The organism is Streptomyces sp. UG1 (assembly GCF_049974585.1).
GTDB lineage: Bacteria > Actinomycetota > Actinomycetes > Streptomycetales > Streptomycetaceae > Streptomyces.
In genome coordinates this window covers 117,351-132,479 of record NZ_JBNGGG010000014.1, presented here as the reverse complement: position 1 = coordinate 132,479, position 15,129 = coordinate 117,351, and the positions used below count along the sequence as shown (strand labels likewise).

Sequence of the window (15,129 nt, the reverse complement as noted above, 5' to 3'; positions counted from 1 at the left end):
CCTGACGACTGCTTACTTGACTCCCAGGATCTGCTCGATCGGGTCGATGGCGAAGTACACCAGGAACAGGGCCGACGTCCCCCACAGCAGCCAGTGGATGTCCTTCGCCTTGCCCAGCACCAGCTTGATCACGACGTAGGCGACGAAGCCCGCGCCGATGCCGTTGGTGATCGAGTAGGTGAAGGGCATGACGGCGATGGTGAGGAACGCCGGGATGGCTATCTCGTACTTGTCCCAGTCGATGTGCTTGACCTGGGTCATCATCAGGAACCCGACGGCGACCAGGGCGGGGGCGGCCGCCTGGAGTGGGACGATGGTGAGCAGCGGGGTCAGGAACAGGGCCAGGGCGAAGAGGCCGCCGGTGATCAGGTTGGAGAAGCCGGTGCGCGAGCCCTCGCCGACGCCGGCCGCCGACTCGATGTAGGAGGTCGCGGAGGACGACGAGGCCGCACCGCCCGCGACCGCCGCCGCGCCGTCGATCAGCAGCACCCGGCCGAGGTTGGGTACCTTGCCCCGCTCGTCGAGCAGGCCGGCCTCCGCGCTGATGCCGACGACCGTGCCCATGGTGTCGAAGAAGTCGGACAGCACGAGCGTGAAGATCAGCAGGACGACGGTGATGGCCGTGGTCTGGCCGAACGCGCCGAACAGGCTGAAGTCGCCGAGGAGTCCGAAGTCGGGGGTGTCGACGATCTTGTCGGGCCAGGCGGGTGTGGTCAGGCCCCAGACCTTGATGTCGGCGATCGAGTTGATGATCATCGCCGCGATCGTCATGGCCACGATGCTGATCAGGATCGCACCCTTCACCTTGCGGGCGAGCAGCGCGATCGTCAGCAGGACTCCGAGGCAGAACACGAGGATCGGCCACCCGGTGAGCTGCCCGGTGCCGCCCATCTGAACCGGCACGGTGGTGTTCGCGGCGTCCGGGATCCGGCTGACGAACCCGGCGTCCACAAAGCCGATGAAGGCGATGAACAGGCCGATGCCGACGCTGATGGCCTGCTTGAGCGGTTGCGGGATGGCGTGCATGACGGCCTCGCGCAGCCCGGTCACCACCAGCACACAGATCAGCAGGCCGTCGAGGACGATCAGGCCCATCGCGTCGTCCCACGACATGAGCGGGGCGATCTGGAAGGCGACGACGGCGTTGAGGCCGAGGCCGGCGGCGAGCGCGAGCGGGAGGTTGCCGCCGACGCCCATGATGATCGTCATGACCGCGGCCACCAGGGCGGTGGCGGTGGTGAGTTGGACGGCGTCGAGCTGATGGCCGAACTTGTCCTTCGCGCTGCCGAGGATGATGGGATTCAGGACAAGGATGTAGGCCATCGTGAAGAACGTGGCGAAACCGCCCCGTATCTCACGGGCGAAGGTGGAGCCCCGCTCCGAGATCTTGAAGTACCGGTCGACGCTGTTCACGCCCGGTGGTGGGGCGGTTGACCGGTCGGCCGTCTTCTGGGATTCGGACATGGCGGTAGCTCCTTGGTGCCTGATGGATCGGTGTGCGGATGCTGGCTGGATTGTTCCCACGTTGAACGCGTTTCAGGTTTTCTCCGTGTTACGGAATCAGCGCCCCTCAACGTACGGTCCGCCACACAGCGTTCGAAGCCCCGTACGAAACACGTAATCGATCACTGCTACGCTTCCGGATCTCGACCGGACGATCTCCGGACGATCACATGTCATTCACACGCCACTCACCAGGCTGGAGAGGTCGCCCGTGGGCAGAGTCGTCGATGACGCCTCCTCCGTGGAGTTCCACGCCTTCTTCGAGCGCCACTACGCCGAACTCTCGCGCCTGGCCCATCTGCTGACGGGCGAGGCGGACGCCGCCGACGATCTGGCCGCGGACGCGCTGCTGGCGCTGTGGCACCGCTGGGACCGGGTGCGCGCGGCCGACCATCCGGTGGCGTACGCCCGCGGGGTCGTGGCCAACCTGGCCCGCACGAAGATCCGCAGCGCGGTCCGGGAGCGGCGGCGGGTCGCCCTGTTCTGGTCGCAGCGCGAGGAGAAGACCGAGAACCCGGATGTGGCGGGTGTCGTCGACGTCCAGGCGGCGTTGCGTAGACTTCCGTTCCGCAAACGCGCCTGTGTGGTGCTGCGGCACGCCTTCGACCTGTCCGAGAAGGACACCGCGCTCGCCCTGGGCATCTCGGTCGGTACGGTGAAGAGCCAGACATCGAAGGGGATGGCCGAGCTGCAACGGCTGCTCGGCACCCAGCAGGCGCCGCTCAAGGTGCACGCCACGGCGATGGCGCGCACCGGGCACGCCGAAGGAAGGAACCGATGATGCGGCGGGACGTGCACGACGAACTGCGCGCCAAGCTGCACGAGGCGGCCGAGGCGCACGAGCCCGACCGCGCGCGGATCCTGGCCCGCGTGGAGCGCGGCATGGCCGAACAGACCCGCCCCGACCACCGGGCGACGCGGCCGCCGGCGTACGGCTGGTTCCGGGTGGCGACCGCCACGGCCGCGGTGGCCGGCGTGCTCGCGGTCGGCGGCTACGCGGTGGCGTCCGCCGTGAAGGAGGACACCCCGCAGCAGTCGGTGACCACCTCGCCGACGCCCACGCCGTCGCCGGACGCGACGAGCCGCGCGCCGGTGCCGCCCGCCCCGCCGGCGGATCCGACGCCGGAGCGGACCCCGGAGTCCGGGCGGACCACGAAGCCGCCGGCGCCGCAGCCGAGCGTGCCGCCCGCCGCCGAGGGCCAGGAGGACGGCCCGCTGTGGTCGGACGGCTCGGTGGACCCGCACAGCAACGACTTCTGGGCGCAGAGCAATCTGACGCTGAGGACGAGCGAGGAACTCACCGCGCTCACCGTGCGGCTGAAGGTCGCCCAGACCGGCGGGGTCACCTCGACCGGCGCCTGGCGCTCCCTGCCGGAGGACGACTTCGCCCTCACGGTCGAGGAGAAGGACGGCTTCGTCGTCTACACCTGGGTGCTCAAGGAGGGCCGTACGGTCCGCGCGGGCGAGTGGGTGTTCGCGGGGCAGTACGACCATGAGCGCGGCGGCCGGGACGCCAAGGACGACAGCTACGCGATGACGGCGACCGCGGGCGGCGAACAGCTCTCCGTGGCGGGCGACTTCGCGGGCCTCGACGACTCCGGCACAGACGAAGGGGATTCGTAAAAAATCCCGAAGGCGCGGCAACCCATCCTTCAAGGAAATCGGCACCGGCCCCCATGGAACCTCCTGCAACTTCTCGTCATCTGACATCTCGTACCAGTGAGTACGCTGGTAGCGGACCTGCCGGCCCGAGCCCCCCTCGACCGGCAGTGCGACGCCCCCGCCAGTGACGACTGGCGGGGGCGTTCGCGCACTGGGGGGCGCGGGGCTGAATCAAATTGGCCGTCGCGGCAATCAGTTCATCGTCGACCCGATCGTCTCCGACCCTGTCGCCAAGAACCTGGTCGACGGCAGCGCCCCGTTCGCTTGCCGGGAGGCATACGCCGTGGCCGCGTCGGCCGACCTGAAGGGCGGGGTGGCCACCCCGGCGTCCCAGTTGTTCGCGGACGAGACGGTCGACGCTCCCGGCTTCGCGGGCCCCTTCTTGTTGCCCACCGCCAGATTCCGGCCCAGTCGCGCCTTGCCGGTGGCGAAGTAGAACCCGGTCTCGGCGTTGGCGTAGGCGGTGTTGCGGTTGAGGGCGATGGCGCCGGTGTTGGAGTTCTCGGTGAAGCCGTGCAGGGCGTTGCCCCAGGCGGCGTTGTCGTTGACGACATGGGCCACCGAGGCGCCCCCGCCGCCGAACTCGAACCCGTTGCCGTTGCCCTCGAAGGACGGGTCGTCCCAGCGGTTCTCGCCGTTGCCGAAGGCCCAGGTGTGCTCGATGGTGACCGGGGAGGAGAACTGCCAGAGGTCGATCCCGTCATCCGCATTGTTGTACAGGCGTGCCCCGGTGATCCTGTTGCCGGTCCCGGAGCCGAACTTCACGGCGATCCCGTCGGCGTTCTGACCGTGCCCGGCCGGGTCGTAGTTGCCGTAACTGTCCAGGTTCTGCACCAGGTTGTCCGTCGTGCCGTCGCCGCGCAGCGTGAACCCGGAGTCGCCGTTGTTCGCGGTGACCAGGTTCCGGAAGACGCCGCCCACGGAGGACGTGGCGACGAAGCCCTGGGCCGGGGAGTTGACGAAGGTGAGGTTCTGCACGGTCCAGTAGTCGCCGTGGATCCCGGCCAGCCAGGAGCCGTCGGGCAGCTCGGACCCGTCGATCCGCACCTTCTCGCCATCGTACGCCTGGAGCGTGATCCGGGCCGAACTCGTGCCGTCGGCCGTGGACTTGAGGGTCGACGAGGGGGTGTACGTACCGCCGCGGATCTGGATGGTCGTACCGGCGGTCGCGCCCGCCACGGCCGACTCGAGCTGGGCGGTGCTGGACACGGTGACCGTCGCCGAGGCCGCCTCGGCGCCGCCGTCGGACAGGCCCAGGTAGACGCCGCCCGCCCCGGAGGCGACGGCGATCGCCGCGGCGAGGGAGAGGGTGCGGGCCCGGCGGTGGCGTCCGGTGCTGTGACGCACGGGGCGTTCCTTTCCTTGGGGACGTGACGCCCTGGAGTCGTCGCCGTGGCCGGGCGAGGTTGCCGCGCCTCGACGAAAGCGAGCGAAACTTTCGCTGCCCCGCATCGCTCGCTCACCGATTGACGTGCGGTTTCCCACTGGTGACACTCCGATGGCGCGCACACCACCCAACAGAAACCCCCACACTCACACAGGAGTGACATGCGCACACGAATCCTCCTCGTCGCCTGTCTCTCGCTACTGCTGGCCCTGGTCACCGCCCCGCCCGGTGCCGCCCACTCAGGAGCACCACCCGTGAAACAGCCCAGGTACGCCGGCTATCTCTTCGCCTACTTCACCGGCGAGGGCACCGCCGACGGCGAGCAGATCCGCTACGCCCTCAGCCGCGGCAACGACCCGCTGCACTGGCGGGAGCTGAACCAGGGCAAGCCGGTGCTCACCTCCACCATCGGCGAGAAGGGGCTGCGCGACCCGTTCGTGATCCGCTCCCCGAAGGGCGACAAGTTCTATCTGATCGCCACCGATCTGCGCATGTACCAGAACAGCAGCGGCAGTTGGGACGAGGTCCAGCGGCACGGCAGCAAGTCGATCATGGTCTGGGAGTCCACCGACCTGGTCCACTGGACCGACCAGCGCCTGGTGAAGGTCGCCCCGGACAACGCGGGCAACACCTGGGCGCCGGAGGCCTACTGGGACGACTCGCGCGGTGAGTACGTCGTCTTCTGGGCGTCGAAGCTGTACGCCGCCGACGATCCCGACCACACCGGATCGACGTACAACAAGATGCTGTACGCGACGACGAAGGACTTCCGCACCTTCAGCGAGCCGAAGGTCTGGAACGACCCCGGCTACTCGGTCATCGACTCGACGGTGGTCAAGCACGAGGACACCTACTACCGCTACACCAAGGACGAGCGGGACCCCGGCTCCGCCAACCCGTGCTCGAAGTTCATCACCGCGGAGAAGTCGACGAGCCTGACCGACACGTCGTACGACTTCGTCGCGGACTGCATCGGCAGCGGGGCGATGGAGCGCGGTGAGGGGCCGACGGTCTTCAAGTCCAACACCGAGGACAAGTGGTACCTGTTCATCGACGAGTACGGCGGCCGCGGTTACGTCCCCTTCGAGACGACCGACCTCGACTCGGGCCAGTGGACCCCGTCGACCGACTACCAACTGCCCGCCAGCCCCCGGCACGGCACGGTGATCCCGGTGACGCAGGAGGAGTACGACCGGCTGCTGGCCGCGTACCCCGCGAGCCCCGCCTCGGTCGTGGACGCGACGGCGAAGGACCAGAAGGGGTACGCGATCGTCACCGAGAGCGCCTCCAAGGTCGTACTGCCCATGCAGCCCGGCGCCGACCTCGCGCGCCTGGCCCCGAGGCTGTGGGCCGGTGAGGGCGCGACCCTCAGCCCGCGCTCCGGCACCCGCCGCGACTTCCGCAAGCCGCAGAAGTACACGGTGACGGCGGCGGACGGGACGAAGCGCACCTGGACGGTCGAGGCCGTGCGCACCCGCAGCCCGATGCTGCCCGGCCTCAACGCCGACCCGGATGTGCACTATCTGAACGGCGAGTACTGGATCTACCCGACGACCGACGGCTTCCAGGGCTGGAGCGGGACGCGGTTCAAGGCGTACTCGTCCAAGGACCTGGTCCACTGGAAGGACCACGGGGTCATCCTGGATCTCGGTCCGGACGTCTCCTGGGCCGACAAGTACGCCTGGGCGCCCGCGATCGCCGAGCGCGACGGCAAGTACTACTTCTACTTCTGCGCCGAGCAGCAGATCGGCGTGGCGGTGGCCGACTCCCCCGCCGGCCCGTTCAAGGACGCCCTGGGCAAGCCGCTGGTGGCGAAGGGCGGTTCGCTCCAGGGCCAGATGATCGACCCGGCGGTGTTCACGGACGACGACGGGACGTCGTACCTCTACTGGGGCAACGGACACGGCTATGTCGTCCCGCTGAACGACGACATGGTGTCGTTCGACGCGTCGAAGGTGCGGGACATCACCCCGGACAACTTCCGCGAGGGCGCCTTCGTGATCAAGCGCAAGGGCACGTACTACTTCATGTGGTCCGAGGACGACACCCGCAGCGAGAACTACCACGTCGCCTATGCGACGGGACCGTCCCCGCTCGGCCCTTGGACCAAGAAGGGGACGATCCTGTCCAAGCGTCCCGAGTACGGGATCCTCGCCACGGGCCACCACTCCGTGGTGAACACCCCCGGCACCGACGACTGGTACGCCGTCTACCACCGCTTCGCCCTGAACGGCCCCGGCAGGCCGGGCGGCGACGGCATGCACCGGGAGACCACCATCGACCGCCTGGAGTTCGCGCCCGACGGCTCGATTGTGCCGGTGGTCCCGACACTGGAGGGCATCAAGCCCGTGCGGCGCTAGGAGCGCCTCAGTCCATCGTCGCGCCGATGGTGGTGCTGCCCGTGGTCAGGAACGTGGTCACGGGCAGCGAGCCGTCGGACTGGCGGGCGTTGTAGACCGTCGTCGCGTCCGTGGAGCGGAAGGCCGGGGTGGAGACGCCGGAGTCCCAGTTGTTGCCCTGCGAGACGACCGATGAGCCCTTGTTGACCAGGCCGCTGCCATTGCCCACGGCGAGGTTCTTGCCGAGCCTGGCCGCACCCGTGGCGAAGTAGTAGCCCCACTTGCCGTTGGCGTACGCCGTCGTCCGGTTGATGACGATGGCGCCCCTGTTGCTGTTCTCGGTGATGCCGTTGCCGGTGTTGTCCCAGGCCGCGGAGTTGTTCACGACATGCGCCACGGTCTCCCCGTCGCCGCCCAGCTTGTAGCCGTTGCCGTCGCCCGCGAAGGCGGAGTCGCCCCAGCGGTTCTTGCCGTTGCCGAAGGCCCAGGTGTGCTCGACGGTGACCGGGGAGGAGAAGGACCAGAAGTCCAACCCGTCGTCCGAATTGTTGTAGAGGCGGGCTCCGGTGATCAGGTTGCCGGTGCCGGAGCCGTACTTCACGGCGATGCCGTCCGCGTTCTCGCCGTGGTTGGCGGGGTCGTAGTGGCCGTAGGAGTCGATGTTCTTCACGGTGTTGTTGACGGTGCCGTCTCCGGTGAGTGTGAAGCCGGAGTCACCGCCGTTGATGGTCTTGATGTTGTTCCAGACCGTTCCGGTGCAGGACTGGCAGACGACCGCGCTGTCCGGGGAGTTCTGGAAGGTGATGTTGGAGACGTTCCAGTAGTCGGCGGTCAGCTTGAAGATCCAGGAGCCGGAGGGCAGCGACGACCCGTCGACCTTGACGGTCTCCGAGCCGTACGCGGTGAGCGTGATGGGCGACGAGGAGGTGCCGTTGGCCGTGGACTGCAGGGTGGCCGTCGGGTAGTAGGTGCCGCCGCGGACCTGGATGACGGTGCCGGGGGTGGCGTTCCTGACGGCATTGGACAGATCGGTCGAGTTGCTGACGACCACGGTCGCGGCCTGGGCCTGGGTGGGGAGTACGGCGAGGCCGGCGCCCAGGGTCAGGGCCGCCAGGGCGGCGAGAGCGGTACGACGAGACATGGAGTGCGGGTCCTTTCTCGTGCGGGTGAGGGGTGGTGTCTCGCAGGTCGCGGGTGACGCCGCGCAGGGTCACCCCCGTCTTCTCCGCCGGGACTTTCACCACCCTCCACCGGCGATGCCGGTCATTCCGGCGAGCAGCGTGCGCCGCCGTGTCTCAGCAGTCCTTCCACGGCGCCCAGTCGCCGAGGTAGGTCTCGCGGGTGTGCGCCGCGGCCTCCTCGTCCGTCAGCTGGGGCCGGTTCTCGGGGACGGTGATCTCGGCGCCGGGGCCGAAGTTGCCGTACTCGGCGAAGCGCTGGTCCTGCCAGGGGTGCTCGGCGCGCATGTCGGCGTAGGGCGCGACCGCGTCGATGCCGGGGCCCAGCCAGGTCTCCCGGACGGTGAGCATGGGACGGGCCGTGGCGCTGGAGCTGGGCACCCAGGGCCGGGCCACCTTGTAGTGGGCGTCGGGGGCCTCGCTCGTCACGCGGCTGCGCAGGGCGAGGTAGCCGTGCGGGTTGGTGCCCTCCGTGGAGGGGGCGAAGACGAAGCCGTAGGGGGCGGAGGAGCGGTCCGTGCGGTTGAGCGTGCGGAAGTGGCAGTGCTCGAAGACTGCCGTGGCCCGACCGAAGACGAAGTCGACGTCGCCCTCGACGTAGCAGTGGGAGAAGTACTGGCGGGCGAAGAGAGTGGAGGCATTGGAGTCGGCGTACAGGGTGTCCTGGTGGCCGAGGAAGCGACAGTGGTGGAAGGCCGAGCGGTCGCCCTGCACCTTGATGGCGACGGCCTGGGTGCCTTTGATCTCGGGGTGCTCTTCGCGCAGGAAGTCGTTGGCGAAGGTGATCCGGTGGGCGGTGAAGCCGTCCCCTCGCACGGTGGTGGTGGCCGAGCCGGTGGTGCCGTAATTGCCGGAGCCGTCGGGCTTCGGAGTACCGGCCGCGTTGTCGTAGACGATGACGACGTCGCGCGGGCCGTCCCCGGCGCCGAGCCAGGTCATATCGGTGCGGGAGCGGTCGGCCATGACCGTCTCCCGGTAGACGCCCGGCGCGATGACCAGGGTCCAGCCGCTGCCGCTCGCCGCGGTCACCGCGTCCTGGACGGAGGTGAAGTCGCCCCGGCCGTGCGGGTCGACGTACAGGGTCCGCTCGTCGAGGCGCGCGGCCGGGGAGCCGTAGCGGCCGAACGGGCGGGAGGAGACGGCGGCTCGCGCGGGGGTCGCCGCGAGGCCGAGGGCGGCGCCGGTACCGGCGGTCGCGAGCAGGAAGCCCCTTCTGGACAGGGGGAGTCGGGGGCGGGGCGAGGTCATGCGGGTGCTCCTTCGCAGTGCGGGGCGTTCTGGGGGAATCGGAGGTAGTTCCTCGCCGTGGGGGGTGCGGGGCCGGGGCGGCGGAGGTCCGCCCCGGCCCGGGTGGTGCGGTTACGTCAGCACACGCGGCCGGCGCCCGCGCGGTGGTCGACCAGCCACGGGATCGACTGCGGCGGGTGGACCTGGGTGCGCAGGGTCGGTGTCCAGCCGGCGCCGGACTGGAGGGTCTCCTCGGGGATCTCCGCGTTGTGCACGGCGATCAGGTCGGTGAGCCTGCCGTTGACGTAGTTGTTCTCGGCGGTGAGCGGCGACTCCTTCCACTTCTTCAGCACCTTGCCGACGCTGACGCCGGGGGCCAGCGTGAAGGCGTTGTGCGTGGCGTACAGCTGCGAGGAGATGCCGATGCCGAAGACGTAGCCGAACTTCTGGCCCTTGGTCACCACGAAGTGGTTGTTGTAGGAGTCGACCTGCCCGAACCGCACGCGCGGCGCCCGCTCCACGATGCCCTCGAAGCGGTTGTGGTGGAGCGTGACGTTGAGCTTGCCGCTGTCGGTCGCCGCGGCGCTGTCGCTGTTGCCGATCAGCATGGTCTTGTCGTGCTCCTCGAAGGAGTTCCACGACACGGTGACGTGGTCGGCGCCGCGCACGATGTCGAGCAGGCCGTCGTGCTGCTGGTAGACCTTGCCGAAGTAGGACGGCAGGGAGCTGTCGGGGTAGCGGCCGTCGGTGAGCGTGTTGTGGTCGACCCAGACGTGGGTGGAGCCGTAGACGACGACGCCGTCGTACTCGGAGTTCCAGGCGCCGGTGTTGTTGTCGTCGGTCGGGTCCCACTGCGGGAAGCAGTCGATCGGGGCCTCGATGGTCAGGTTGCGCAGGATGACGTTGTCGACGCCCTTGATCTGGAGGCTGCCGCCGAGGATCCCGGAGTCCTTGCCGACGCCGACGATGGTGGTGTTGGAGGGGACGTTCGCCTTGATGGCCCGCTCCTGGTTCTTCGAGGACGCGTCCCGCAGGTCCTCCTGCTCGCCGCTGACCGGGGTGTCGTTCCCCCACACGGCGGGGTCGTAGTCGGCGAGGTACCGCTGGAAGTCGTAGCCCTCGGCCTCGAAGGCGTCACAGCCCTCCGAGACGGCGTCGATCATGCCCTTGACCTGGATGATCTTCGGAGCATCGCCGCCCGCCTGCAGGGCGGCCCTGAACTCCTCCCAGGTGGTCACGGTGTAGACGTGCTCGGCGTCGGCGGCCGAGCCACCGGTCGTGCCGGCGCCCTCGGAGGCCCAGCCGTCGTTCGCGGCGAGGACCTCGCGCCCGAGGTCACGGGAGCCGGCCTGGGCCGACCCGGTGCCGGTGACGGCGAGGACGAGGGCGGTGCAGCCGGCGAGGACGACGGCACTTCTCATGGCATGCCCATGCCATGACTGTCGGTTCATGGTGCGGCTCTCTTCTCTGCGGTCGGTGAGGTGGTTACGCGGCGGCTTCGGGCCAGGTGATCCAGGACTCCGGGATCGCCTCGTCGAGCCGGTGCAGGTCCTGCGGGGCCAGCGTGCGCGTGCGCAGCAGCTCCTGGGCCACCAGACGCGCCACGGCGATGGCGCCCGGCGGGTTGAAGTGCGTGTTGTCCTGCTCGGTCTCGGTCCAGTTGAAGTACTTCTTCGTCTCCTCGACGCCGAGCTCCTGCCACAGCGCGAGGGAGAGAGCCTGGATGTCGAGCAGCGCCACGCGCTCCTGCTCGGCGAGCGCGCGCATCGCCGCCGGGTAGTCGCCGTGGGACGGCCTGGCGTTGCCCGCCGAGTCGAACCTCCTGCGCTCCACGGAGGTCGCGAGCACGGGCCGCGCGCCGCGGGAGCGGGCGCCGTCGATGTAGAGGCGCAGGTAGTCCTGGTACGTCGACCAGGGCTCGGTGTAGCGGGCGGGGTCGGTGGCCTTCGAGTCGTTGTGCCCGAACTGGATGATCAGAAGGTCACCGGGGCGAATCCGCCCGAGGATGACATCGAGCCGGCCTTCGTCGACAAAGCTCTTCGAACTACGCCCGTTCACGGCGTGGTTGGCGACGGGCCGGTCCTTGTGCAGGAAGAAGGGCAGAGCCATACCCCAGCCGGTCTCGGGGGCGGCGTCGGCGTACTTCTGGGCGGCGGTGGAGTCACCGGCGATGTAGAGGGTGCGGGTGCGGTGACGGCCGGCGGCGGCCTGAGCGGTTCCCGTGGCCGCGAGGGAGAGGGGGACGGCGGCGAGGGCGGCCATGGTGGTGACCTGTCTACGGGTGAGGGACACGAGAGGGGTGCCTTTCTCAAGGGTGTTACTGGATATCGGTGCCTTTCACACGTGGGGGGTGGCCCGCGCCCCAGAGGGGCGCGGGGAACTGCGCGACCAGCCACAACAAAATCCGCAGCCGGCCAACAACCGAACCGACCGAGCTCTTAGCCCTTCTGCTGCTTCCACTCGGCCTGCGCCTCGTTCAACTGCCCGGCCATCGTGTCCAGGAAGTCCTTGGCGCTCATGTCACCGTTCAGCACCTTCTGGAAGTTGGGCTCGTTGTCGGCCTTGGAGATGGTGTTCCAGTCCGGCAGGTAGTACGGCAGCTGGACAATCGACGTGGAACCGTCATTCAACGCGGCAGCGGCGAGCTTCGTCGGCTCGGCCTCGGAGATCCACGCGTCCTGCGCGGCCTCCTTGTTGGACGGAATCGCGCCGGCCGACTCGTTCCACTTGGAGTTCGACTCGTGGGAGACGGCGAACTCGATGAACTTCCAGGCGGCCTCCTTGTTCTTGGAGCTCTTGAACAGGCCCAGTCCGTCGACCGGGTTGGAGACCTGGACCCGCTTGCCGCCCGGCCCGGTGGGCTGCGGGATGCCCCGGAACTTCTCGGTGGTGAGGGCCTTCACGTGGTCCTGGTAGGAGCCCAGGTTGTGGTTCAGCATGCCGATGGTGCCGGAGTCCCACTGGGCGACCATCTTGGTGAAGTCGTTGTTCAGGTCGGCCGCCGGGGTGACCTTCTTGTAGAGGGCGGTGTACTTCTCCAGCGCCTCGACGTTCTTCGCGTCGTTGACCGTGGTCTTCTCACCACTGGAGTCCCAGAAGGACGTGATGCCGGACTGCCCGTACATCGCGTCCAGGGCCTGGGCGATGGAGCCCGCGCCGCCGCGGATGGTGTAACCGAACTCGTTCTTCTTGGCATTGGTGAGCTTGTCCGCGGCCTCGTAGAACTTCTCCCAGGTCGACGGCTCGTCCAGGCCCGCCTTCTGGAACAGGTCGGTGCGGTAGTAGAGCGTGCCGTTGTTCGCGGAGGTCGGGACCGTGTACATGTGCTCGTCCGAGCCGCCGGCGACCTTCACCGACTCGACCATGCCCTCGTTCAGCTTGCCGTTGAGGGAGGACTTGGCGAGGCGGTCCTCCAGCGGCTCCAGGGCGTCCTGGGCGGCGATCGCGGCGAGCATGGCCGCGCCGACGCCGCCGACGTCCGGCAGGCCGCCGCCCTGGATGGCGGTGTCGTACTTGGACTGCACGTCGGTGGAGGGGATGCCGACGTACTCGACGTCGATGTCCGGGTTCGCCTTCTCGAAGTCGGCGATGATCTCCTTCCAGATGTCGGTGCGGACACCGCCGTTGTTGTCCCAGAAGACGATCTTTCCCTTGCCGCTGCCCTCTTCACCGCTCGCGCCGCTGCCGTCGTCGCCGCAGGCGGTGGCGGTCAGGGCGAGGACGGATCCGAGGGCGACGGCCGTGGCAGCGCGCCTGCTTCTACGGATGCTGATTTTCATTGGTCGGCTCTCTTCGTTCTGGATCCAGCGGAGATATGAAGTTGTGGGGGTCAGTGACGGGCGTACGGCGCCCAGTTGTCCGTGCCCTGGAGGTAGTCGGCGACGGTGTGGTCCCGCGCGGCGTCCTCGCTCATCTGCGGCCGGTCCGCGGTTACGGCCGCGCCCGGTCCGTAGTTCCGGTACTCGCTGAACCGCGCGTCCTTCCACGAGAACCCGCTCATGTCGGTCCACGGCGAGGACTTGATCGCGGCCGGCAGTTCGGTGTTCCGGATCAGCACCTGGGCGATCGCGTCGGGTTCACCGCCGGGGTGCCACGGCCGTCCCAGGTGGAAGGAGCCGTCCGGCGCGTCGCTCACGATCTTCGAGTCGGTGATCAGGAAGCCGTAGGGGTTGTCCTTCCAGGTCGAGGCCGCGGTGACCCAGCCGTTGTTGGTGGTCGAGCCGCGGTTGAGTGCGCGGATCACGGAGCGCTCGATGACGGTGGTCGCGCGGCCGTAGATGAAGTCGACGTCGCCCTCGATGTACGAGTCGCGGATGTAGACCCGGCTGACGGTGGTCAGCGAGGGGCTGTTGGTCATCAGCGTGTCCTGGTTGCCCAGGAAGCCGGTGTTCTCGAAGACGATCCGGTCGCCGTTCGTCTTCATCGCGAGCGCCTGCTCGCCCCTCAGCTCGTGTGCGGCCTCGTCGAAGTCGTTGCTGAAGGTGAGGTTGCGCGCGGTGACGTCGTTCGCGTCGATCCGCACGGTGGCGCTTCCGGTGGAACCGCCGTACTCGGCGGGCGTGTCGTAGACGATGACGGTGTCGGACCGATCTTGTCCAGTCCCCTGCAGCACGATGTTCGGCTTGTTCGAGGGGATGTGGACCTTCTCCCGGTAGGTGCCCGGCGCGACCGCGATCACCACCGTGCTCGCGTTGCCGCGGGGCACGGCGTCCACGGCGGCCTGCACGGTCGGATAATCGCCGGGGACGTGCAGCGTCACCGAGTCGCCGATCCGCTCCTGCGGCCCGGAGAACCGCGAGACGAGTGCCGGCACGGCAGCGGCCGGGTCCAGCCGGTACCGGTAGAACTCGCGCGGATCGAAGGCGTCGCCCCACTCGTCGTGCCGCCCGCTGGTGTTCTTCAGGATCGACCCGCGCTCGACCAGTTCGGCCGTCGCGTCGGCCTGGTAGGGATGCCGTACACCGTCGTAATAGCTGTTCTCCAGGACCATCTTGGTCCGGCCGCGCGCCCAACTGCCGTACGTCCACACCGGGTCGTCGTCGCGCACCTGGTCCGTGAAGTAGTTGTTGTACAGGTGGGCGTAGGCACAGTTGTCGGCCGACGGGTTGCGCTGTTTCGTGCCCTTGAACCAGTTGTGGTCGACGGTGATCTGCGTCAGCGCGTTGGACGTCCAGCCGATGCCGAACGCCTTGTTGTGGTTCGTGAACTGGTTGTGGGAGACGGTGATGTACTGGCTGTCCTTGCGGATGTCGAGCAGCCCGTCGCCCATGTGCGTGAAGCGGTTGTGGTCGATCCAGACGTGGTCGACGGTGTCCATCTGGATGGCGTCGAAGTCGGTGGTCTTGCCGTCCCAGTCGCCCTCGACGTAGGAGTCGCGGATCGTCAGGTTGCGGATGATGACGTTGCTGGTGCCCGGGTTGAGGTGCAGCTCGCCGTGGACGATCTCGCCGGTGTCGCCGACGCCGACGATGGTCTTGTCCGACCCGACGACGATGTCCGAGCCGAAGGGCGCGACCTCGATCGATCCGGCCACGCGGATGATGTACGGCTCCTCGGCCGCCGCGTACCTGGCCAGCGAGGCCTGGTCGGTGACGGTGACGACCTTGCCGCCCGCGCCGCCGGTGGTGCCGCCGGCGAGGGAGGCGAAGCCGTGGGCCCGGTCGGACCATGGGGCGGCCGTCGTCGTGGTGGGCGACACCGGGGCGGCGCCCTGTGCCTCGCCGATCGCCCCGAGGCCCAGGGCTGCCACCAGGCCCATCACGGCGGCCACGGTTCTGCCGGCTCCCGGCAAGCGCTTGCTATCGAGGTGCGTCATTGCGGCTCCCAAAAGCGG

At 68.5% G+C, this 15,129-nt stretch carries 11 protein-coding genes; 3 read left to right on the top strand and 8 right to left on the bottom strand.

The genetic code is table 11. From position 1 onward, the window contains the following. Window positions 1-12 precede the first annotated feature (12 nt). Window positions 13-1,464: an NCS2 family permease gene (locus tag ACP4J3_RS17850; RefSeq protein WP_426535433.1), complete on the bottom strand. Its 1,452-nt coding sequence runs from the start codon at window positions 1,462-1,464 to the stop codon at window positions 13-15. Window positions 1,465-1,714: 250 nt separating this feature from the next. Between ACP4J3_RS17850 and ACP4J3_RS17845 the strand changes: the two genes are divergently transcribed. Continuing rightward, window positions 1,715-2,284 carry a SigE family RNA polymerase sigma factor gene (locus ACP4J3_RS17845; RefSeq protein ID WP_426535431.1) on the top strand — a complete coding sequence of 190 codons (570 nt, stop codon included), beginning with the start codon at window positions 1,715-1,717 and terminating at the stop codon, window positions 2,282-2,284. After that, the gene (locus ACP4J3_RS17840; protein WP_426535429.1) at window positions 2,281-3,126 is read left to right on the top strand and encodes a hypothetical protein; all 846 of its coding nucleotides are present in this window, start codon (window positions 2,281-2,283) and stop codon (window positions 3,124-3,126) included. The genes ACP4J3_RS17845 and ACP4J3_RS17840 overlap by 4 nt, the downstream gene beginning before the upstream one ends. Window positions 3,127-3,357: 231 nt before the next feature. Here ACP4J3_RS17840 and ACP4J3_RS17835 read toward each other — a convergent pair whose 3' ends face one another. Next, the gene (locus ACP4J3_RS17835; protein ID WP_426535427.1) at window positions 3,358-4,512 is read right to left on the bottom strand and encodes a right-handed parallel beta-helix repeat-containing protein; all 1,155 of its coding nucleotides are present in this window, start codon (window positions 4,510-4,512) and stop codon (window positions 3,358-3,360) included. A 201-nt stretch (window positions 4,513-4,713) separates the two neighbouring features. Between ACP4J3_RS17835 and ACP4J3_RS17830 the strand changes: the two genes are divergently transcribed. Continuing rightward, complete coding sequence (locus tag ACP4J3_RS17830; protein WP_426535425.1) at window positions 4,714-6,912, top strand: family 43 glycosylhydrolase; 2,199 nt, start codon at window positions 4,714-4,716, stop codon at window positions 6,910-6,912. A gap of 7 nt (window positions 6,913-6,919) precedes the next feature. Here ACP4J3_RS17830 and ACP4J3_RS17825 read toward each other — a convergent pair whose 3' ends face one another. From ACP4J3_RS17825 to ACP4J3_RS17800, 6 genes are all read right to left on the bottom strand, one after another. Beyond that, window positions 6,920-8,032: a right-handed parallel beta-helix repeat-containing protein gene (locus ACP4J3_RS17825; protein ID WP_426535423.1), complete on the bottom strand. Its 1,113-nt coding sequence runs from the start codon at window positions 8,030-8,032 to the stop codon at window positions 6,920-6,922. Between the two features lie 154 nt (window positions 8,033-8,186). Then, window positions 8,187-9,317: a pectinesterase family protein gene (locus ACP4J3_RS17820; protein ID WP_426535421.1), complete on the bottom strand. Its 1,131-nt coding sequence runs from the start codon at window positions 9,315-9,317 to the stop codon at window positions 8,187-8,189. Between the two features lie 116 nt (window positions 9,318-9,433). Continuing rightward, window positions 9,434-10,747 (bottom strand): pectate lyase family protein, encoded by a 1,314-nt coding sequence (locus tag ACP4J3_RS17815; protein ID WP_426535419.1) that lies wholly within the window; start codon window positions 10,745-10,747, stop codon window positions 9,434-9,436. A gap of 34 nt (window positions 10,748-10,781) precedes the next feature. Then, the gene (locus ACP4J3_RS17810; protein ID WP_426535417.1) at window positions 10,782-11,588 is read right to left on the bottom strand and encodes a rhamnogalacturonan acetylesterase; all 807 of its coding nucleotides are present in this window, start codon (window positions 11,586-11,588) and stop codon (window positions 10,782-10,784) included. 146 nt (window positions 11,589-11,734) lie between these two features. After that, a complete protein-coding gene (locus ACP4J3_RS17805) occupies window positions 11,735-13,075 on the bottom strand; it encodes an ABC transporter substrate-binding protein (protein ID WP_426535415.1) in 1,341 nt (446 codons plus the stop codon). Window positions 13,076-13,125: 50 nt separating this feature from the next. Beyond that, window positions 13,126-15,111 (bottom strand): pectinesterase family protein, encoded by a 1,986-nt coding sequence (locus ACP4J3_RS17800; RefSeq protein WP_426535413.1) that lies wholly within the window; start codon window positions 15,109-15,111, stop codon window positions 13,126-13,128. Window positions 15,112-15,129: the final 18 nt, after the last annotated feature.

Bases quoted from the DNA above. Each gene is read 5' to 3' on its own strand.
- ACP4J3_RS17825 (WP_426535423.1), bottom strand. From the start codon at position 8,032: ATGTCTCGTCGTACCGCTCTCGCCGCCCTGGCGGCCCTGACCCTGGGC.
- ACP4J3_RS17830 (WP_426535425.1), top strand. From the start codon at position 4,714: ATGCGCACACGAATCCTCCTCGTCGCCTGTCTCTCGCTACTGCTGGCC.
- ACP4J3_RS17805 (WP_426535415.1), bottom strand. From the start codon at position 13,075: ATGAAAATCAGCATCCGTAGAAGCAGGCGCGCTGCCACGGCCGTCGCC.
- ACP4J3_RS17815 (WP_426535419.1), bottom strand. From the start codon at position 10,747: ATGAACCGACAGTCATGGCATGGGCATGCCATGAGAAGTGCCGTCGTC.
- ACP4J3_RS17800 (WP_426535413.1), bottom strand. From the start codon at position 15,111: ATGACGCACCTCGATAGCAAGCGCTTGCCGGGAGCCGGCAGAACCGTG.
- ACP4J3_RS17850 (WP_426535433.1), bottom strand. From the start codon at position 1,464: ATGTCCGAATCCCAGAAGACGGCCGACCGGTCAACCGCCCCACCACCG.
- ACP4J3_RS17840 (WP_426535429.1), top strand. From the start codon at position 2,281: ATGATGCGGCGGGACGTGCACGACGAACTGCGCGCCAAGCTGCACGAG.
- ACP4J3_RS17820 (WP_426535421.1), bottom strand. From the start codon at position 9,317: ATGACCTCGCCCCGCCCCCGACTCCCCCTGTCCAGAAGGGGCTTCCTG.